We start from the raw sequence: 19,969 nt of genomic DNA on the forward strand, positions 1-19,969 counted from the left end.
TTTTTTATCTCTCACATTTCATTATTTCAGCATTCCAAGGCTCTTGAGTTTGCGATAAATGGTATTGCGGCTCAGACCCAGCATGCGTGAGGTTTTGCTGATGTTGCCTTGGTTTGCTTGGTAGGTTTTCAGCAGTTTATCTTCCACAGTCGTACGCATGTCTCTGGTTTTTGACGTACCCACCTCTCCGATAACGCTTGCTTGGCTCAGCTTTTTGGCAAGATGGTTCGGTACGTGGCTAAGCTCGAGTTGCACTTCTCCTTGCGCCATCAAGGCTGACACTTTGATTAAGCTGTCGAGCTCACGCAGATTCCCCGGCCAACTATAGTCCAACATTAATGACAGCAGGTGAGAGCAAATGCTTTGTTCAGACTCGGCGTGACGACGATGAATGTTCTCAATCAGCGCTTGTTTGTCGCTACGCTCTTGGAAACGAGGCAATTCGACGATGAGTCCGTTTAGGCGGTAATAAAGATCCTGACGAAATTCCCCTTGCTCAACCAATCGTTCTAAGTCTTTGTGTGTTGCGGCAATGATCTGTGTATCCACTTGGATGGTCTGGTTAGAGCCGACAGGCAACACGGTTTTGTCTTGGAGAACATGCAGCAGTCGGCTCTGTGCTTCTAATGGTAAATCTGCAATTTCATCTAAGAACAAGATGCCTTTGTGGGCTTGACGGATCTTACCTTGATAGCCTTTGTTGTTTGCTCCGGTGAATGCACCTGCGACATAACCAAACAGTTCGGATTCGACCAAGTCTTTTGGCAGCGCGCCGCAGTTCACGGAAACCAAGGGGCCGTTTTTTCTCTGGCTGTTTTTGTGCAGAGCTTTAACAAACTCGTTTTTACCTACGCCTGTTTCGCCAAGGATCAACAAGCTAATGTCTTTGTCGATAACGCGATTGGCTTGCTGCCAACAGTGCTCGACGGTGGTATCGCCGTAATGCAGGTCATTCGAGGCAGAAATGGCACGGGATGATGCTTTTCGCTCCGATAGTGGCTGAGTTTTGAAGACTAAAGATTGGTTACTGGCAGAATCGTCAAGTATGGAGGCGAGTTGTTGTCCAACAACATTGGTTTGATCCAGCAGTTGTGAGGCAACTTGGTTATGAGCCAGAATCTGACCCTCCTCATTGGCAATGATGATGCCTTGCCAACCGCTATTCAGTAGACCTTGCTCACAAGCTAAATCCACTCGAATATGCCCTTGAGGAATTTGGTTGAGCAGTTGATTCTCCACTTGTTGAACCATGTTTTGCACTAATACCTGCGTTGAAAAGTCATGCTTCTTTTGTTCACTGGTGATGTCCAGAACCCCAATCAAGTGACCCAAATGATCAAAGATAGGGCTTGCCGAGCAACTGATGAAACGATGATGTTGTATGAAGTGTTGGTCACCAATCACAGAGACCGGTTTTGCTTCTACTAATGCTGTACCAATGGCATTCGTTCCTTTGAGCTTTTCTTGCCAGCATGCACCAGAACTGAGAGCAATCTCGGTCAACTTTTCGCGGAATTTAGGTTGTCCCCAGCTACCGATGATCACGCCATCTGCATCGGTCAATATTAGGCGACTGTCGCTGTGCGCAAACAATTGGTTAAACAGGGGCAGAGCGAATTGTTTGACCGCATCGATCAAGAAATTGAGCTGGTGGCGTCTGTCTTCAAGAAACGCGGAAGTCACGCGAATATCGTCTGGTCGACGTCGCTGTTTTAAACCAGCTTGCTCACTTCTGTCCCATGATGTGGAAAGCCAATTGCTGTTGGTAATGTGTTGAAGTTCCATGACTGTACCATTTTGTCACAGTGAGGGTGTGCCATTTTGGAACACTTGAACACTGGTGTTCACACCATACATCCGCTCAAACGTCACTCACTTGGTTTGTTATCGCTTGGCAATCATAGTTTTACATTTAATTAACAACAAGACGTGCGTTGTTGGCATGTGACTTGAGTAATGAAGTGAACAACACAACAGAATTGAACACTCGGTTGTTTAAAACAAAAAACTGAACGAGAACAAAAGGAAGAGTTATGATTTATGCACAGCCAGGTACTGAAAATGCCATCGTTAATTTCAAATCGCATTACGACAACTACATCGGTGGCGAATGGGTAAAACCAACGGGTGGTGAATACTTTGACAATACATCGCCAATCAATGGTCAAGCGTATTGTAAGGTGGCTCGTTCCGGAGAAGCAGACATCAACCTTGCACTGGATGCTGCACATGGCGTAAGAGCGCAATGGGCGAAAACCAGTGTGACTGAACGTTCGAACATCCTACTTAAGATTGCAGATCGCATTGAGCAACACCTTGAAGAGTTGGCTGTGGCAGAAACATGGGAAAACGGCAAACCCGTCCGTGAAACGCTAGCAGCAGACTTGCCTTTGGTCGTCGACCATTTCCGCTACTTTGCAGGTTGTATCCGCGCTCAAGAAGGCAGTGCGGCTGAGTTAGATGAGCATACCGCAAGTTATCACTTCCCTGAGCCGATTGGGGTAGTTGGGCAGATCATCCCTTGGAACTTCCCAATGTTGATGGCGGCTTGGAAGTTGGCTCCAGCATTGGCTGCGGGCTGTTGTGTCGTGCTAAAACCTGCCGAACAAACGCCAACTTCGATTCTCGTTCTGATGGAAAAAATTGGTGATCTTCTGCCAGCCGGCGTGGTGAATGTAGTCAATGGCTTTGGCTCAGAAGCAGGGCAAGCACTGGCGACGAGTAACCGAATCGCTAAGTTGGCATTTACGGGTTCAACAGAAGTCGGTAACCATATTCTGAAATGTGCCGCAGAGAACCTTATTCCATCAACGGTTGAGCTTGGTGGCAAATCTCCAAATATCTACTTCCCAGATGTGTTTGATCATGAAGACGAATACCTAGATAAGTGTATTGAAGGCACTTTGCTTGCGTTCTTCAACCAAGGCGAGGTGTGTACCTGTCCATCACGTGTGTTAGTGCATGAGTCTGTGTACGACAAGTTTATCGCTAAAGTCGCAGAGCGCGCGCAGACAATCAAGCAGGGTAACCCACTCGATACCGATACTCAGGTTGGCGCTCAAGCTTCGCAAGAGCAGTTCGATAAGATCCTGAGCTACCTAGAAATCGGTCGTCAAGAAGGCGCGAAAGTCGTGTTTGGTGGCGATGTAGCGAAACAAGAAAACGACTTGGAGCAGGGCTACTACATTCAACCGACTTTGTTACAAGGTCACAACAAGATGCGCGTATTCCAAGAAGAGATCTTTGGCCCGGTCATCGCAGTGACCACCTTCAAAGATGAAGCGGAAGCACTAGCGATTGCCAATGACACAGAATATGGCTTGGGTGCAGGTGTGTGGACACGAGACCAAAACCTTGCTTATCGCATGGGGCGAAACATCGAAGCAGGGCGTATTTGGATAAACTGTTACCACGCTTACCCTGCACACGCTGCGTTTGGCGGATACAAGAAATCAGGTATCGGCCGTGAAACCCATAAGATGATGCTCGATCACTACCAGAATACGAAAAACCTACTCATTAGCTACGACGTCAATCCGTTAGGCTTCTTCTAAATAAATCGCCTTTTAAGGCAACAGAAAAAGCAGTAAAACAAAGCCCCGAATTTTCGGGGCTTTTTATGTTCACTTATGCGGTCGCGCAAGGGTAATCGGTGTAACCTTTTTCATCACCGCCGTAGAAGGTGGAATGCGCATCGTAACCAACTGGCGTTAGCTCGATGCCGTTTTCCACGCGGTAGACGAAGTCTGGGTTAGTGATGAACGGTTGGCCGAACGCCACCAAATCCACTAAGCCAGAATCTAACAATGCTTGGCCTTTTTCTGCGGTGAGTTTACCTGCAACCATGATTGGGTTTGGGTACACCTCGCGAACTTGTTTGCGGAAGGCGTCCGTTGCTTCTGTGTAGTTAGAGATATTCTCACTGAAGTGAATGTAAGCAAGGTTCATCGGGGCAAGCTTCTCTAGTGCCTTCACTGTTAATTCAACAATTTCGTCATCAACGATGTTTGAACCTTCGGTAACGAAAGGAGACAGGCGGATAGCTGTTTTATCGCCGCCAATTTCTTTTGCGATCGCTTCGGTCACTTCCAACATAAAGCGCATACGATTCTCTTGAGAGCCACCGTATTGGTCATCACGTTGGTTAGATGCTTTGCGCATAAACTGATCAAGCAGGTAACCGTGAGCACCGTGGATCTCAAGACCATCAAAGCCAGCTTCCATCGCGTTTTTCGCCGCTTGCACAAAATCTGCGGTGGTTTGTTTGATGTCGTCTTCACTCATTGCGCGCGGCATTGAGGTTTCGATCATACCAAACCCGCCTTCTGGAAGAGGGCCAAACACCATGTCTGGTTCTTTGATTGCAGAAGCCGATACAGGTTGTTCGCCAGCGATCGTGTCGTGGCTGCGACGACCAACATGCCAAAGTTGAATAAAGACTTTACCGCCAGCCTTATGTACCGCGTCGGTGGTCTTTTTCCAGCCTTCAATGTGTTCTTGGGTGTAAATACCCGGTGTCATTGAGTAGCCGCGACCTACTGCTGAAATTGGTGCGCCTTCAGTAATGATCAAACCTGCTGTGGCGCGTTGTTGGTAATAAGTCGCCATCATATCGTTTGGCACGTCGCCCGGTTGTGAAGTGCGTGAGCGAGTCATTGGTGCCATTGCGATGCGGTTGTTTACAGCAAAATCGCCGAATTGGAATGCGTTGAAAAGTGCGTTGCTCATAAGAAGCTCCTATTTCGAATTGCCCACAGTCTACTCTTTTGATGATTTGCAATTAACGGCAGTAATGGCAAAAAGCTTTTGTTAAAACAACAAAAATAGAGAGGGTAATTGCAGCAATACAGACTCACTTTTTTTCCACACCGCTGCTGATAATTTATATATCAAGCATCAATGAATAAATGGGTTAACTGTTGGTTTTGTTTTTGGTTAACGCTTTATTAAACATCAGTGGCTTGCATGTTCAACTCAGTGGTTCCTTTCGGACAGAACAATTACACAAGTCATTGGGTTCATCGGAAATGAGATAACTAAATGAAAAAAAGAACCGTATTAATACCCTTGTTTCTCCTATCAAGTGCAGCTCATGCGTCGAGCGATTATGTCGTTGGTCAATTGATTCCTGAAAAAAGCGTCGTGGTAAAAAGTGAAGTTGTCGGCGTGGTGGATTCTTATCGCTACGATAACGGTGATTCTGTGACTCAAGGGCAGGAGCTTTTATCATTATCTTCAGAAGATTATGCATTGAGTTTGGACTTAGCCCGTAACGAGTTAGAGGTGAGTCGTGCCGAGTTGGATATTCAAGAGAAACAACTAAAACGTTATCAATCCCTGCTGACCAGCAACGGCGTCTCGGCAAGTGACGTGGACAACCAAATTCGTGTGACCAACATTGGTCGAGCTCAATTCAACGTAAGCAATACACACTACAAAATCGCTGCACGAACATTGGATAAAGCCTCTCCGGATGCGCCTTTTGATGGAGTGATCATCAATCGCTCTGTTGAGCTAGGGCAGTTTATTTCGGTGGGCGATGCGCTCTTTACCATCGCTGATATGGAACGATTGAAAGTGCGTTTTCATCTGTTAGAAATTGATTTCAACAAGTTCAGCAAAGGCGAGAAGGTTAAGGTCGAAGTGCCTTCCGTTGAGCAAACGCTGGATGGCACCATCACTTTGCTTTCTCCTGCATTCCAAAACAGTGAGCCGGGCTTCCTTGTCGAAGTGACGGTCGATAACGCCAACGGCGAGCTTAATCCGGGTATGGAATCGTACGTGTATTTCAATGATCAGGAGGCAATGTGAATTTCTTCTTAGATTTGCTCTCTCATCGAAAGTTCGCGTCTAAAATCCTGACCATTTTGATCATCAGCATTGGTGCCCTTACTGCCTACAATCTTCCCCTTGCTGAGAAGCCTCGATTTGACTTAGGAAAAGGCGATATCGTCACGGTTTATCCTGGTGCCAGTGCGAAAGACATTGAAAGCAACATCACCAGTAAAATCGAGAAAGAACTGCTGTCCATTTCAGGCTTGAAAGAGTTCACCTCCACGTCGGAGACTGGCGTCTCAAACATCAGTGTGGTGTTGGATAGCAATGTCTCTGATCCGAATGCAGTTTACCAAGACATTCGAGATGCACTGGCAAGGGTAACGGATTTACCCGCTGGTGTGACCGAAGCACCAACCTTGTCGATCAAAAAGTCATACAGCTTGGATTTCATAGTGGTTGGTATCTCTGGCGATGTTGGTTATAAAGCACTGCGAGATAAAGCCAAAGACCTAGAGTTGGCTCTGCGACGCGTCGAGGGGATTGGTGAAGTTTACACTGTCGATTTGCGTGCGCCAGAATTCTTAATTCAACTCGAACCGATTTCTTTAAGACGCTACGGCTTAACACTGGATCAAGTGGCGGCATTGATTGCAGAGCGTAATACGCTGATCAGCGGTGGTCGTCTAGAAACCTTAAAGAACAACCCAGAACTGATGACCTCTGCCGAGCTGGATAGTATTGAAGAGCTGCGTGAAATGTTCATCTCATTCAGCCCAAATATTCAGCTTAAAGACGTTGCAGGTCTCATTGAGGATGGGTTTGAAAAAGGTGAGGTTTATGGCTCAATCAACGGTAATAAGAGCATTCTTTTTGATTTAAGAACCAATGAAAGTGCGGACGTTATTAGCACCTCTAACGCGGTGAAAGCTCTGATTGCAAATCAGCAAAAACTGCTCGGTGACAAATACACTATCGCCATCGGTTCTGACTTATCCGAAGACATCCAAGAGAAAGCGCGCATCGTGCAAGATAACGGCTTGGTTGGGCTTGGTTTGGTGCTGATTACGTTGGCGCTTTTCCTTGATAGACGCATTGCATTTTGGGTCGCGGTTTCTATTCCCGTGTGTATCTTTGGCACGCTGGCTTTGCTGCCTCCTTTCGGTCAGATACTCGACGTGTTCACCATGTCCGCCTTAATTTTGATCGTCGGAATTATTGTCGATGATGCCGTGGTGGTGAGCGATAAAATCGTCGCATTAGTTGAAGAGGGTTATCCGGTTGATAAGGCCGTCACTCAAGGGGTAAAGAGTGTATTCCCAGCGGTGTTGGCAAGCATTTTATCGACCATGATTGCCTTCATTCCTTTGCTTTTCTTACCAGGGAACAGCGGTAAATTGGTGTATGTGATTCCACTTACGGTCATTATTGCGTTGTGCTTTTCGTTTATCGACGCGCTGTTCTTTATTCCTGCCCATTTAAAAGGCATTTTGAGCAAGAAGAGTCAGGTAAAGAAAAAGCCATTTTTAGATTTAAGCGCGCTGAATCGTTTGATTGAATTTGTCATTCGAAACAGCAAGGTCGCGTTGCCATGCATTACAGTCGTGATTCTGACTTTAGGAGCCATTTCATATAAGAGCTTAAGCTTTTTATTCTTCCCAACAGACGGCGCGTATTTGATAGAAATCAGTGCTGAATCGAATCCAGAGTTAGATTTGGATGACGTCTGGAAAGAAACACAACAACTCGAAGCGCTGATCAAAAGCACCGAAGAGGTGAATTATTGGTATGGCGAAGTAAGTTCACCAAATAGCTATTGGGTGATTTCATTAACACCACCAAACAGCCGAACAAGAACCGCAGAGCAAATCGTCGAAGAGTGGGAAGAGAAAGCAACGCAAATTACAGGGTTGGCTCAAATTGAGTTCGATATTGATGGCGGCGGTCCTCCGGTAGGGCGTCCGGTGGATTTGCGTGTAGTCGGCGGTACGGATGAAGGGCGAGAAAAGCTTGCTAATGATTTGACGGCGTACATTGAATCATTGGAAGGGACGAGCCGAGTACGACGTGATTTAAATGCACCAGCACCACAGATTCAAGCTGAGCTGCAACATCACTGGCTCAAGTACTACGGTATCAGTGCCAACAAGGTCGGCGATATCATCAAGTTTGCGATTGACGGTCAACGCGTGACGCGGATCTTTAATGGCGAAGAAGAAGTTTATTTCCGAGTCGCACTAGAAGAAGACGACAAATCCTTAAAAGAACTGGATAACATTCTGGTTCGTGCTGGTAATAACAAGCTGGTCCCATTAAGTGAGTTGGTTCGTTGGAAAAATGCCGATGCAGAAGCGCAAATCAAACACTTTAATGGTGAGCGAGTGATTCGAGTGTCGTCCGGTGTCGATTCGACCGTCACCGATCCAGTTGCCGTTTTTGCTGCGGTTCAAGAAGCTTTTGCCAATAAAGAATACGGCGGTGCTTCTATCATCGCGACCGGGCAGATCTTAGAAACACAAGAAGCGCAACAAGGCTTTATGATCGCGATTAGCGTGGCGTTTATTGGTATTGCGTTGCTTCTGATTCTTCTGTTTGACCGAATGCGTGAAACCATCATTGTGTTAACGGTGATTCCATTTGGCATCGCAGGCGCGCTGTTCATTCTGTTCTTACATAATCAGGTGCTGAGCTTTTTCTCTATCATCGGGATGATTGCCTTGATTGGTATTATGGTGAACAACAGCTTGGTGTTGATTTGGCACTTCAAAGAACACGAAGCTGAATGTAACGACACTAACTTGTTGGAGTTTGTCATTCGTGGAACGCAAAGCCGCGTAAGACCAATCACCTTAACCACAATCACAACCGTTGCAGGGCTTATCCCACTTGCGTATGGCTTGGGTGGCTACGATAACTACATGTCACCGATGGCGCTGGTGGTCGGTTGGGGCTGTGTGATCTCAATGATTGTCACACTTACCGTGATTCCATCCATTTATCTATGGACACACAGGAAAGGGAAGCAAAGTGCCTCCGCAACCAATGACAACGTCGAAGAGAAAACCTTAGCGCTCGACTAAGTACGCTTGAAACACCGAACAGCCCGCAGGCAAACTCTGCGGGCTTTTTTATTTGGACTAAAACTAAAGTCGTACACGGTTCATAATTGCTTACCGATCAAAGCCTTTTGCGGCGTCGTGATTATTCTCAGGATGTGATCTCGAACGTTATCAACTTGTTAACGGTTGCTATACTTATCTGGCCATAAACAAAGGAAAAAATAAGGACGTTCAATGTTAAAGCTCAAGCAAATTGCTGTCGCGGCTTCTCTGGCTGCACTAAGTGCAAGTTTTTCAGTTTCTGCTAAAGATACGTTCGTAACCATTGGTACGGGCGGTGTAACTGGCGTGTACTACCCAACGGGTGGTGCTATTTGTCGTTTGGTGAACAAATCACGTGCTGACCATGGCATCCGTTGTTCAGTAGAAAGTACCGGTGGTTCTATCTACAACATCAATACCATTCGTGCAGGTGAGTTGGATTTAGGTATCGCTCAGTCAGACTGGCAGTACCATGCTTATAACGGTACGAGCAAGTTTGAAGATAAAGGACCATTCAAAGAGCTTCGTGCTGTGTTCTCTGTTCACCCAGAACCGTTCACCGTTGTGGCTCGTAAAGACGCGAACATCACAACGTTTGATGACCTAAAAGGCAAACGAGTGAACATTGGTAACCCAGGCTCAGGTCAGCGCGGTACTATGGAAGTGCTGATGAAAGAGTACGGCTGGACGAATGACGATTTTAAACTGGTGTCTGAGTTAAAAGCATCAGAGCAGTCTAAAGCACTATGTGACAACAAGATCGACGCGATGATCTACACAGTAGGTCACCCAAGTGGTGCGATTAAAGAAGCGACTACCTCTTGTGACAGCAACATCGTAACGGTAGCCGGCCCACAAGTAGAGAAGTTGGTTTCTGATAACAGCTTCTACCGTATCGCAAACGTACCGGGTGGTATGTACCGCGGTTCAGAAAGCGATGTACAAACCTTTGGTGTAGGTGCGACGTTTGTTTCTTCAACGGCCGTGCCAGACGAAGTGGTTTACAACGTAGTGAAAGCGGTATTCGAAAACTTTGACGACTTCCGCCGTCTACACCCAGCATTTGCAAACTTGAAGAAAGAAGAAATGGTGAAAGATGGTCTATCTGCGCCACTTCACCCAGGTGCTGAGAAGTACTACAAAGAAGTGGGCTTGATTAAGTAATCTCACTGAGAACCAATAAAAACGCCATCGTAACTTGCGATGGCGTTTTAGTTTGTGTGTTATTCGCACTTGGCTTTGGTTATATCGTGGTATTGAGTTAGGCATATACATCTACGAAGAAGTAAATGGTAATCGCGATAGAAGAGAGGGCGACAAAGCCTTTTACGTGGCTGGGATTCAACTGGCGAGAAACACGTGCTGCCAAGTAGCCACCTACTAACGTACCAACCATCACAACGCTGCCTTTGGTCCAATCGATTGAACCGTTGGCCACAAAAATCACGATGGCAATCAGGGAAACACAGGTCGAAACCAGCAGCTTAAGCCCGTTCATTAAGTTGATGTCTTGGTGTCCTGCAACCACTAAATAACTCAAGACGATCACGCCCAATCCGGCATTGAAGAAGCCACCATAAGCAGAAACTCCAACTAGAAGCAGGCTCAAAGCAATTACGCCTAAAATGCCGGCGTGTTTGGTCTCTTTGGTCAGAGACTTAATCAACGCAGTCATGCGTGAGCCAGTTAAAAAAAGTACGGTTGCGAATAACAATAGCCATGGAATCGCTTCAAGAAAAACAGATTCTGGCGTATTCAGCAAAAGGTAAGCGCCGACAGCGCCACCAATCAAACTGAAAGAGATAGTGAAAGCCAGCTCTTGCTTGTTCTTCATGATTTCTTCGCGAAAGCCGATTGCACCACTAATGTAGCCTGCGCAGGAAGCATAGGTATTCGTCGCGTTCGCCATGATGGGTGGCACGCCAACCGCCATCAATGCAGGGAAGGTTATGAAGCTACCACCACCGGCGACGGAGTTCATGATCCCACCCACGACGCCCGCGGCAAACAAGAGAGCAAATTCCAGCAGCATAAAGGTCCTTTTTGTTTTTATAATTTTTGTTTCTGAACGGTTAACACTACGCAACTCACCCAAAGAAATAAAGTAGCGATTAGTCCAAGAAAAAAGCCACCGCGGAGGGTGGCTTGGTTTCAAAGGTCTATCTTGAGGGAGAGATAGAATGCTTATTGCTCAACTTTTACTGGTTGTGCTTTAAGCTTTTGAAAGAGTTTTACAAACAGCGGACTGCCAAGTACCAATACCGCAAGCACTGTGAATGTCAGTGTGATTGGGCGTTCCCATAAGAAGCTCAGTTCACCGTCGGAAATCATCAATGCACGGCGCAGGTTCTCTTCCATTAATCCACCAAGGATAAAGCCAAGCAACAGCGGTGCGAGAGGGAAGTTTGCCAGCCTTAGTGCGATGGCAGCCATTGCCACAAGTAACATCACAAACACGTCCATGGTGTTGAAAGAAACCAGATACACACCAGTGATAGAGAAGAATAGAATCATCGGCAACAACACGGTTCTTGGTACGGCCAACAGCTTTGAGATGTATGGGATCAGCGGTAGGTTAAGAATAACCAACACAATGTTGCCGAAGTACATGGAGATAATTACCGACCAGAACACATCTGGATGCTCAACAAACAGACGAGGACCCGGTTGAATACCGTAGGCGATTAACGCTCCTAGCATAATTGCGGTTGTACCAGAGCCCGGAATACCAAGAGTAAGTAGGGGAACAAAAGAGCCACTTGATGCTGCGTTGTTCGCTGACTCCGGAGCCACTAAACCTCGGATGCTGCCTTTACCAAATTGTTCTTTTTTATCCTTTGGAGCAAGGTTACGTTCCATGCCGTAACTTAAGAAGGCTGCGATGGTTGCACCTGCGCCCGGAAGCACACCAGTAAAGAAGCCAAGGATTGAAGAGCGAATAGAAACCGGCGCTACTTCTTTGATTTCTTCCTTGGTGACTTTCATCGAGCCAATGTTGCTCAGCTTATCTTGTTCCTCATCACGTGTGTCTTCAGATGGTTTCAAAATCCCCATCAACGTTTCACCAAGCGCAAAGGTCGCCATCGCCAACAATAGGAAGCTGAAACCATCCATCAAGTCTGTCAGACCAAAGGTGAAGCGTTCAACACCGACGCCTTTATCAATACCGACAGTAGACAACATCAAACCTAGAATGGTCATCATCCATGCTTTTATTACTTGTCCTTTACCTGCGAAAGCAGCCACGGCGGATAAGCCAAGAAGCATTAGCGCAAAGTAATCAGAAGATTGAAAGCTTAGCGAGACGTTAGCCAGCGCTGGTGCCGCCACAAGCAGCATAATTGCTGAAAGCGTACCGCCAGTGAAAGAAGAGTACGCCGCCAGCGCTAGTGCTTTACCTGCTTGCCCTTTCTGTGCCATTGGGTAGCCATCAAACGCGGTGACTACGGTTGAAGAACAACCCGGTGCGTTGATAAGAATAGAAGAAGTTGAACCACCAAATACCGCGCCATAGTAAACACCAGCCATCAGAATCAGACCCGAAGACGGATCCAACCCATAGGTGATAGGGATCATCAGAGCGATGGCAGAAATAGGACCAAGCCCCGGTAGCATGCCGATAAACGTACCGACGAAACAGCCAACAATCACCATCATGATGTTCATTGGCATCACGGCGGTGGATAAACCTTGTAGAATTCCATCTAACATAATTCAGTCCTTTCTTTTGACTACCAGATGGTGAAAATCAGACCAGGCTCAAGGTAGATATCCAGACCTTGAGTGAGCAACAAGTAAAACGCGATAACGAACGGGAATGAGGCGCCGAACAACACCGATTTACGTCGTTCGCCAAGAAGATAAAAACCCGCAAGCAGGAAGAATCCCGTCGCTAATACAAAGCCGATATAAGTCAAACCCAGACCATAAAGCGCCATCAAAACTAAAAACGCGATGAGCAATTTCCAGTTGAATGAGATCACAGCGCCGCTTTGTTTATCGGGCTGACCAGTGACCAATAGCATTAACGCTAAACCAATCCCGACGTAGGTCAGAATGGTTGGTAAGGTGCGAGCCGTGAAGGGTTCGTATTCATCCCCGGGAAAGAGAGGGATTTGCGTAGTTTGGTAGCCATAGCATAGGCAAAACAACAAAAAGATCATCGCGCCGAAACGATCGCGGCACAACAAATTCTCTTTGGTAAAAATATTGGTTGAATGAGACATATCCAACTCCTAGAACAACAGGAAAAGACCGTATATGGGCGTTAATGAAGAAGGACTAAGTCATTAACAATTAAGCGCATCGCTGCTAGTCGAGTTACTTAGTGTTTACCAATCAATAAACAAAGGAGTTTTTACTTGTCGATTATCGACAATGCCCATATACGGTGAAATTAGAGTGCAAATACAACTGGGGCTAGGGATAGCTAACCCCATAAACTCGGTTGGGAGTTATTGCTTCTTCAGGAAACCTAACTCGCGCATTAGATCGCCCATTTGCTGCTCTTGTTCTTCTAGGAACGCGAAGAACTCTTTATCCGCTTTGTAGTTGTCAATCCAACCGTTGCGGTCACGGACAACTTGCCATTCGTCCGTTTTGTACATCTTGGTCAGAGCTGCGTTCCATTCGTCGAGCTTGGCTTGGCTTGTGCCAGGAGCGGCAAAGAAACCACGCCAGTTCGCGAATACAGTCTCATTGCCATATTCTTTCAGGGTAGGGATGTTTGGTGCTGCGTCTAGACGTTTTGGTGCCGTAATCGCCAGTACTTTTACCTGACCAGATTTCGACATCTCTAGCACTTCGCCAAGACCGGTTGAAAGCAATTGTGTTTCGCCAGATAGAAGTGCTGCCATTGCTTTGCCGCCAGCGTCATATGCGATGTAGCGAACTTTACGTGCGTCAAAACCTTCGCCTTTAAATGCGGCCGCGACAACTAGATGATCCATCGAGCCACGAGCAGAACCGCCAGCGATTTTTACTTTACGTGGGTTAGATTCGAAATCTTTGACCACATCTTCCCATGTGTTGTATTTCGAATCCGCGGAAGTCACGATAGCGCCGTAGTCAGCAATTGTTGCGGCTACTGGCGTCAGATCTCGGAAAGATTGCGGGAAGATACCCGTCAGTGAGCGAACAACGATTGGGGTGGAGTTGACCATCAACGTGTCAGGTTGACGCTCAGCGGTTTCGATGAGGTGCGCAATGGCTTTACCACCACCGCCACCAGAGAGGTTTTGGAAAGAGACATTCTCAACGATGTCGGATTTAACCAGAACATCACCTGTGCCACGAGCCGTCATATCCCAACCGCCACCAGCACCTCCTGGGATTAGAAAGTGGAGTTTTTCAACATCAGCAGCAAAAGCGTGGAAAGAAAATGAGGCTGCAATGATGGATGCGGCGAGCGTTGGTTTGAGTACCTTTAACATGTTTCACGTTCCTTATGTTGGTGACTCTCTTGTTTTGAAGAGCCTTATTATTTGTTCTCCTAACGAGGTAGGGAGACTCGCTAGTGATGAGCTAAAGGTTAATAAGGTGTTAACGTGATGTCTCTAATGCGTAGATAAAGAGAATATTGAGCATAAGCGACATTTTGTTCATAAAGTTCACGCAAACATGCCGGCCGGAGAATGTGGTGAAAGACTAGGTTGGTCACATCAATTAAGAGTCTAAAACCGCCATAATGATGGAGATTGAATAGGGAGGAACAGCGATGAAAGGAACATGTTTATGTGGCGCTATTGAAGTGACTGCACCTCAGCACAATGAAGTGAGCTTTTGTCATTGCGATATGTGTCGAAAATGGTCAAGTGGACCTCTGCATGCGGTGCATTGCGGCCCCGATGTGACATTTAGTGGTGCTGAGCCTAAACGCTATCAATCATCCCAATGGGCAGTACGAGGTTTTTGTGCTGAATGCGGCACGAACATCTATTACCATTTATTGGCAACGGATGAATACATTCTTTCAGCTGGGTTATTTAATGAGCCAGATTTCAAATTGAGCTTAGAGATCTTCACGGATGAGAAGCCTGCGTACTATGATTTGCAGCCACACAGCAAGAAAATGACAGCTCAAGAAGTGTTTGAACAATATGCGCCAGAAGAGTAGGTAATCATGAAGTTTCTTTGGTTAAAGATATTACTGACGGTAGCGGTATTTGCTGGTTTGTTTTTGATTGTCTATCAGCAAGTACAAAGTGGCGTAAGTTGAACATAAAAAGCCGAGTACAACTCGGCTTTTCGCTTTTTGCTCACGTGCGGGTTTGATTACTTAAGCATGTGAACATAGTTATAAAACTCGACATCGCGTACGTAACCGTGTTTCTCATACACAGATTGAGCGGCTTTGTTGTCTATGCCTGTGCTTAACATAACAAAGGCAGAGTCGGTCTCTTTTGCCAGTTGGTCTGCTTGTTCCAATAAGCGTTCACCAATCCCTCGTTTTCTCTGGGATGAATCCACATACAAATCGTAGAGAAGCCAAATCTTTTTCATTTCTAACGAACAGAAGAGTGGATAAAGCTGCGCAAAACCAAGCGTTTGCCCACTTTCATCAGTCGCGTAGTACACGACTGATTCTTCATTCTCAATACGAGCTTTGATAAAAGCCTCGGGATCTTTACCTGAAACATCGACTTGGTAGAACTCAAGATACTTCAGGTAAAGAGGGGCAATTTTCGCAACGTCAGAGGCGTCTGCTTTTTTTACAACGATCATAATAAAACCTCAAAGGCATACAGGACGTTAGCAAGCATACGCCTAATGTGCAGTAAGGCTTTCCGGTAATCTAATCTCTCTAAAATGATGAGCTAACAATAGTCGTAGAATCTACTCACTTTCAGCTCATCCATGGCCACGATGCCTTCTACATCGAAAGCCGTGAAAGGACGATGAATATTGATAAAACAGCCTGCATCTCGGATTTGTTGTAGGGATTTTTCCTTACCTAAATAGACCAGCAATGAGGGTGTTTCCGTCGAGCCCATATTGGCAAGATTAAACCCATCGATTTGCATTGCATTCGCCACGTTAAAATCATCCAACGCGAGTGAACCCATTCGAATATAAATGTCATGATCTGACAGTTTTGCCAAAGGTTCCTTTTCAACGCCTTGTATTTTGGCCTTGGTCATCACGACCTCATTGGTGGCATGAAAAGCGCCAACGAAAGCTTCTAAGGTATTGATTCGAGCCTCGCGTTGCATTTGCATCACCTTAGGAGCAGAAAACAGTCCAATGATCGCCAGTACCACAACCGCAACCACCACTTCCGTTAGGGAGAATCCTTTTTGTTTCATAGAGATTTCTTATAAATGGGGAGTAACACAAAAGAGGCGTCATAGTACCGAGCGAGGTGCTCGGGATAAATTTGAGATGAACGATTGTTTCAACAGATAAAACCTATCAGTGCTTCTTCTCACCCAAATACAAGCGATGCTTTTTTTCTTATTTTCACGACAAGCAGTGTGTCTTCATTCCCACTAGTATAAACATTGAGCTTATTAGAAAGGTGGTGTCGATGAAGGTGTTGTCTGGTTTTGTGAATGCCTTTTGAAGAATGGATTTGCTTGCGATATGCATCAAAAAATAATCGCTGTTAACCATCAATTTGAGTCAATTAACAAGTAATAAATTTGGTTCTGTGAAGGACAATCTTATTTATCGGATCGTTTTAAACATAGGTTTTGCAAAATTGATAGCAAATATTACGTTGTATAAGTCTACGCTTATGTATGGGGTTATTTAGTATTTTGATAGTAAATGGTGATGTAAAGCCGACAGTTTTGGCACTTTATGGTGATGCCGGGGCGCAAGAATGAAACGCAGTTCTGAGCTAAAAAGTAAATATTCAATCAAGTTCATTGTAAGTAGCATGTTCATGTTAGTGACGGCACTTACGGCGATCTTTGCTATGGGTATGCAGTATTACTTTGGGCAGAAAATGTCGCAGGAGCACGTCATCTCAAGGTTGAGTACGGCAGCGGCAGATGTAAGTGAATACATTCACCAAGTCGATAGCAATGCGATCAGCAGTACAAGAATGCTCAAGAGCTTTCTTTCTATGTCTGACCACAACTTTTCTGAAAAAGAAATTCTCACCTTGTTTGCTCAGGTTTTGGATGAAAACCCGTTCATTCAAAGCTTGTATGTGGGTAGCGAGAATGAAGATTTCTTTCAAATCATAAACCTAAAAACCTCGGTAACGATTCGCGATAAGATGAGCGCCGATGCGGTAGATCGCTGGGCCATCGCTAAAGCCACCGGGATTGGTCCGGATAGACAAATGATCGTGTCGTACGTGGACAGCAACTTTAATGTGAACCGAACCGTTGCGAGCAAAACGTCATTTTATCCTACCCGCCGACCATGGTTTATCGGGGCGACAGAAACAAACGTCTATAAGACCGAGCCTTACCTGTTTAAAAACATGAAGGTTACGGGTCAGAGCTATGCGATCCGCAGTGGTAAAGATGTTATCGGTATCGATATTGAACTGTCGACGCTGAACTCAAAAATCGCGTCAACCGCGCTGGGTATGAGTTTAGAAAGTGGGGCGGAGTCTTTTATCTTCAACCATAAGGGTGAAGTGATTGCGTCGAACATCGATCTAGAACGCGATATCGAAGTGCCACCTTCCGAACAATTGACGCTGACTGAGCCTCAACGTGCGCTTGTGATGAACTCACCGGCATTATTGGTTTCGAACCAAAACGACTGGGGACCTTATGACTTTTCTCAAGCTGGTGAACCTCAAGGTTATGCGGTCGATTTGTTGAGAATTCTCTCTCAGCAAACCGGCTTAGAGTTCGATTTTATCAATGGTTTTGAATCGATCACGCTGTCGAAAAAGTACTTGAGAGGCACCATTGATGTTTTGCATTCCGTGTCTGGTGAAGTACCTGAATACGGCGAGCAGAGCGCTACCATGTACACCGCAGACTTGGCGATAGCAGGGAAAAGCCAACGCTTCATTCCTACTTCACTTAAAAACTTCCCTGAGGAAGTGGGTGTTGTTTGCGGGTTTGGAATGAAGGAGTGGTTACAAGAAAACTACCCTAAGCTGAACATCGTTGAATTTGAAAGCTTAAGTGATGCAAAGGAAGCACTAGAGAAAGGCGAGATTCCTTATTTGGTTGATACCTATTTGACGTTGGATGAACTGAATGGCTTGGAGAGAACATCGACCGTCACGGTAAGAAAACTGGATGCGAAGCCAGTGCCTTATCACATTTACATAAACCAAAAGCACGCGGGCTTATTAGAGGTGCTCAACCTTGCTATCGAGTCGATTACACCGGAGCAAAGAGAAGCGTTAACGCAAAAATGGCTGGAATCAAACCATTGGCGCGGAACGTTTGTGCCATACCCTGAAGTATTTCAATTGTCGAAAGACACGTCTAACTACAACACCATGGTGAGACGAAGTATTGAAGGACAAAACTACTTTGTTTATGTCACCCCGATCTCAAGTTCCAGCGGTGGTGATGATTACTTCTCGGTAGTGATTCCGAAAGAAATCGTCACCGATGCAGTAACAGAGCGTTTGTTTAACTCGTTGCTGTTTACTGCGTTAGTTATGTTAGGCCTTTTCCCTCTGGCTTGGCGACTCGGCACACCAATGACTCGTTCAATCTACGCACTGAAAGCGAGAACGAGAAAGATTCGTGCTCGAAATTTCGATCAAGTGTGGCCGGTGACTACAAGAGTTAAAGAGATTGATGAACTTTCGGAAGCCATGATGGAAATGGTGGCTGAGATTCAGACACACGAGAAGCAGCAAGAAGAGTTTGTTGAAGCCTTCATTCGCCTTATCGCACAAGCGATCGATGACAAATCCCCATATACCGCAGGGCATTGTAACCGAGTTCCAGAAATCGGCATGATGCTGGCGGAAGCGGCTGAAAAGTGTCAAAGCGGTAAATTCAAAAACTTCGCCTTCCAAAATGACGCTGAGCGAAGAGAGTTCCGTATCGCGGCTTGGTTGCACGACTGTGGCAAAATCACCACACCTGAGCACATCGTTGATAAAGGCACCAAGCTAGAGGCGAACTACAACCGAATCAATGAAATTCGCACTCGATTTGAAGTGTTACGCAGAGACTTAGAAATAGAATACCTCAATACCTTGTTGCGTGGCGAGGTAGACAAAGACGTCGCAAAAGCCGAGTTTGAAGAAAAAGTACGTCAGCTCAACGATGACTTTGAGTTTATCGCCAATGCAAACATTGGTGGTGAGTTCATGAGTGAAGATAAGATCGAGCGCGTGAAGCAAATCGCTGAGAAAACGTGGTTACGATACTTTGATGACCGCTTAGGTTTGTCACCATTTGAAGAAATGAACAAGCCAACTTTCAACACGCAGTTGCCGGTTAGGGAAAAACTGTTGGAAGACAAGCCAGAACATATCATCAAGCGTATTCGCCCTGTTGAGTTTGCGCCGGAGCATGGCATTCAAATGCAAGTACCGGAGCATCAGTACAACATGGGTGAAGTTTATAACCTGACGATTTCTCGCGGTACGCTGACACCAGAAGATCGCTTCAAAATCAATGAACACATGATAAGTGGCATTAAGATGCTTGAGGCCTTGCCGTTCCCACCAGAGCTAAGCAATGTTCCGCGTTATGCGTCTACTCACCACGAGACGCTGAAAGGGACAGGATACCCCCGTAAGTTGAGTGCGGATGACTTGTCGATTCCAGAGCGCATCCTAGTGATTTCGGACATTTTTGAGGCATTAACGGCGGGAGACCGACCTTACAAGAAAGCGAAGCCAGTGAGTGTGGCCATCGACATTATGTATAAGATGGCGTTGGATGAGCACTTGGATATGGACTTGTTCTTGTTGTTCCTAGAGAGCGGCGTTTACCTCGAATACGCGAAGAAGTTTATGCCAGAAACGCAAGTGGACGAGGTTGATATTCAAAAGTATCTCTTCCACTGAGTCGCAATGATTTAACCCTCCCAAACACATCAGCAAAGAGCGGTACTTCGGTATCGCTCTTTTTATTGTGTAAAAGTGATCTGCGCCCTAACGCAATGCAAGTGTATGAAAAATATGTACTAGACTTGAAGTGCATGTAACT

Annotated in this window: 14 protein-coding genes; 6 read left to right on the forward strand and 8 right to left on the reverse strand. The window is 45.9% G+C overall.

What is annotated here, in order from left to right:
* Positions 1 to 21: 21 nt before the first annotated feature.
* Positions 22 to 1,785, reverse strand: a complete 1,764-nt coding sequence (locus tag VCHENC03_RS23450; RefSeq protein ID WP_009704375.1) for a sigma-54-dependent Fis family transcriptional regulator — start codon at positions 1,783 to 1,785, stop codon at positions 22 to 24.
* Positions 1,786 to 2,033: 248 nt separating this feature from the next.
* Between VCHENC03_RS23450 and exaC the strand changes: the two genes are divergently transcribed.
* On the forward strand, positions 2,034 to 3,554 hold the full coding sequence (gene exaC / locus VCHENC03_RS23445; RefSeq protein ID WP_009704376.1) for an acetaldehyde dehydrogenase ExaC: 1,521 nt from the start codon (positions 2,034 to 2,036) through the stop codon (positions 3,552 to 3,554).
* A 73-nt stretch (positions 3,555 to 3,627) separates the two neighbouring features.
* On the opposite strand, the gene VCHENC03_RS23440 is transcribed toward exaC, so the two are convergent.
* A complete protein-coding gene (locus VCHENC03_RS23440; RefSeq protein WP_009704377.1) occupies positions 3,628 to 4,728 on the reverse strand; it encodes an alkene reductase in 1,101 nt (366 codons plus the stop codon).
* A 312-nt stretch (positions 4,729 to 5,040) separates the two neighbouring features.
* On the opposite strand from VCHENC03_RS23440, the gene VCHENC03_RS23435 reads away from it, so the two are divergent.
* The 3 genes from VCHENC03_RS23435 (at position 5,041) to VCHENC03_RS23425 (ending at position 10,040) form a co-directional block, all read left to right on the forward strand.
* Positions 5,041 to 5,811 carry an efflux RND transporter periplasmic adaptor subunit gene (locus VCHENC03_RS23435; RefSeq protein ID WP_009704378.1) on the forward strand — a complete coding sequence of 257 codons (771 nt, stop codon included), beginning with the start codon at positions 5,041 to 5,043 and terminating at the stop codon, positions 5,809 to 5,811.
* Positions 5,808 to 8,855: an efflux RND transporter permease subunit gene (locus tag VCHENC03_RS23430; protein WP_009704379.1), complete on the forward strand. Its 3,048-nt coding sequence runs from the start codon at positions 5,808 to 5,810 to the stop codon at positions 8,853 to 8,855. Before VCHENC03_RS23435 ends, VCHENC03_RS23430 begins: the two co-directional genes overlap by 4 nt.
* Positions 8,856 to 9,068: 213 nt before the next feature.
* Complete coding sequence (locus VCHENC03_RS23425) at positions 9,069 to 10,040, forward strand: TAXI family TRAP transporter solute-binding subunit (RefSeq protein ID WP_009704380.1); 972 nt, start codon at positions 9,069 to 9,071, stop codon at positions 10,038 to 10,040.
* Positions 10,041 to 10,137: 97 nt separating this feature from the next.
* Here the strand turns inward: VCHENC03_RS23425 and VCHENC03_RS23420 are convergent, their stop codons facing one another.
* The 4 genes from VCHENC03_RS23420 to VCHENC03_RS23405 all read right to left on the reverse strand — a co-directional run bounded on the left by VCHENC03_RS23420 (position 10,138) and on the right by VCHENC03_RS23405 (position 14,308).
* Entirely contained in the window at positions 10,138 to 10,908 is a 771-nt protein-coding gene (locus tag VCHENC03_RS23420; protein ID WP_005442173.1) for a sulfite exporter TauE/SafE family protein, read from the reverse strand.
* 152 nt (positions 10,909 to 11,060) lie between these two features.
* Positions 11,061 to 12,587 (reverse strand): tripartite tricarboxylate transporter permease, encoded by a 1,527-nt coding sequence (locus tag VCHENC03_RS23415; protein ID WP_005451899.1) that lies wholly within the window; start codon positions 12,585 to 12,587, stop codon positions 11,061 to 11,063.
* Between the two features lie 20 nt (positions 12,588 to 12,607).
* Positions 12,608 to 13,102, reverse strand: coding sequence for a tripartite tricarboxylate transporter TctB family protein (locus VCHENC03_RS23410; RefSeq protein WP_009704381.1), 495 nt, complete (start codon positions 13,100 to 13,102; stop codon positions 12,608 to 12,610).
* Between the two features lie 228 nt (positions 13,103 to 13,330).
* On the reverse strand, positions 13,331 to 14,308 hold the full coding sequence (locus tag VCHENC03_RS23405) for a tripartite tricarboxylate transporter substrate binding protein (RefSeq protein ID WP_009704382.1): 978 nt from the start codon (positions 14,306 to 14,308) through the stop codon (positions 13,331 to 13,333).
* A 284-nt stretch (positions 14,309 to 14,592) separates the two neighbouring features.
* Between VCHENC03_RS23405 and VCHENC03_RS0125290 the strand changes: the two genes are divergently transcribed.
* A complete protein-coding gene (locus VCHENC03_RS0125290; protein WP_032801989.1) occupies positions 14,593 to 14,991 on the forward strand; it encodes a GFA family protein in 399 nt (132 codons plus the stop codon).
* Positions 14,992 to 15,149: 158 nt separating this feature from the next.
* On the opposite strand, the gene VCHENC03_RS23400 is transcribed toward VCHENC03_RS0125290, so the two are convergent.
* Positions 15,150 to 15,599, reverse strand: coding sequence for a GNAT family N-acetyltransferase (locus VCHENC03_RS23400; protein ID WP_009704384.1), 450 nt, complete (start codon positions 15,597 to 15,599; stop codon positions 15,150 to 15,152).
* Between the two features lie 92 nt (positions 15,600 to 15,691).
* Positions 15,692 to 16,180, reverse strand: coding sequence for a prepilin-type N-terminal cleavage/methylation domain-containing protein (locus VCHENC03_RS23395; RefSeq protein ID WP_009704385.1), 489 nt, complete (start codon positions 16,178 to 16,180; stop codon positions 15,692 to 15,694).
* A 518-nt stretch (positions 16,181 to 16,698) separates the two neighbouring features.
* Here VCHENC03_RS23395 and VCHENC03_RS23390 point away from each other — a divergent pair.
* On the forward strand, positions 16,699 to 19,827 hold the full coding sequence (locus VCHENC03_RS23390; RefSeq protein ID WP_032801990.1) for an HD domain-containing phosphohydrolase: 3,129 nt from the start codon (positions 16,699 to 16,701) through the stop codon (positions 19,825 to 19,827).
* The last annotated feature ends 142 nt before the right edge of the window (positions 19,828 to 19,969 follow it).

The organism is Vibrio sp. HENC-03 (genome assembly GCF_000305755.2).
GTDB lineage: Bacteria > Pseudomonadota > Gammaproteobacteria > Enterobacterales > Vibrionaceae > Vibrio > Vibrio owensii.

Coding starts and splice junctions, on each gene's coding strand:
- VCHENC03_RS23435 (WP_009704378.1), top strand. CDS start 5,041: ATGAAAAAAAGAACCGTATTAATACCCTTGTTTCTCCTATCAAGTGCA.
- VCHENC03_RS23440 (WP_009704377.1), bottom strand. CDS start 4,728: ATGAGCAACGCACTTTTCAACGCATTCCAATTCGGCGATTTTGCTGTA.
- VCHENC03_RS23405 (WP_009704382.1), bottom strand. CDS start 14,308: ATGTTAAAGGTACTCAAACCAACGCTCGCCGCATCCATCATTGCAGCC.
- VCHENC03_RS23400 (WP_009704384.1), bottom strand. CDS start 15,599: ATGATCGTTGTAAAAAAAGCAGACGCCTCTGACGTTGCGAAAATTGCC.
- VCHENC03_RS23390 (WP_032801990.1), top strand. CDS start 16,699: ATGAAACGCAGTTCTGAGCTAAAAAGTAAATATTCAATCAAGTTCATT.
- VCHENC03_RS0125290 (WP_032801989.1), top strand. CDS start 14,593: ATGAAAGGAACATGTTTATGTGGCGCTATTGAAGTGACTGCACCTCAG.
- VCHENC03_RS23420 (WP_005442173.1), bottom strand. CDS start 10,908: ATGCTGCTGGAATTTGCTCTCTTGTTTGCCGCGGGCGTCGTGGGTGGG.
- VCHENC03_RS23450 (WP_009704375.1), bottom strand. CDS start 1,785: ATGGAACTTCAACACATTACCAACAGCAATTGGCTTTCCACATCATGG.
- VCHENC03_RS23410 (WP_009704381.1), bottom strand. CDS start 13,102: ATGTCTCATTCAACCAATATTTTTACCAAAGAGAATTTGTTGTGCCGC.
- VCHENC03_RS23395 (WP_009704385.1), bottom strand. CDS start 16,180: ATGAAACAAAAAGGATTCTCCCTAACGGAAGTGGTGGTTGCGGTTGTG.
- exaC (WP_009704376.1), top strand. CDS start 2,034: ATGATTTATGCACAGCCAGGTACTGAAAATGCCATCGTTAATTTCAAA.
- VCHENC03_RS23425 (WP_009704380.1), top strand. CDS start 9,069: ATGTTAAAGCTCAAGCAAATTGCTGTCGCGGCTTCTCTGGCTGCACTA.
- VCHENC03_RS23415 (WP_005451899.1), bottom strand. CDS start 12,587: ATGTTAGATGGAATTCTACAAGGTTTATCCACCGCCGTGATGCCAATG.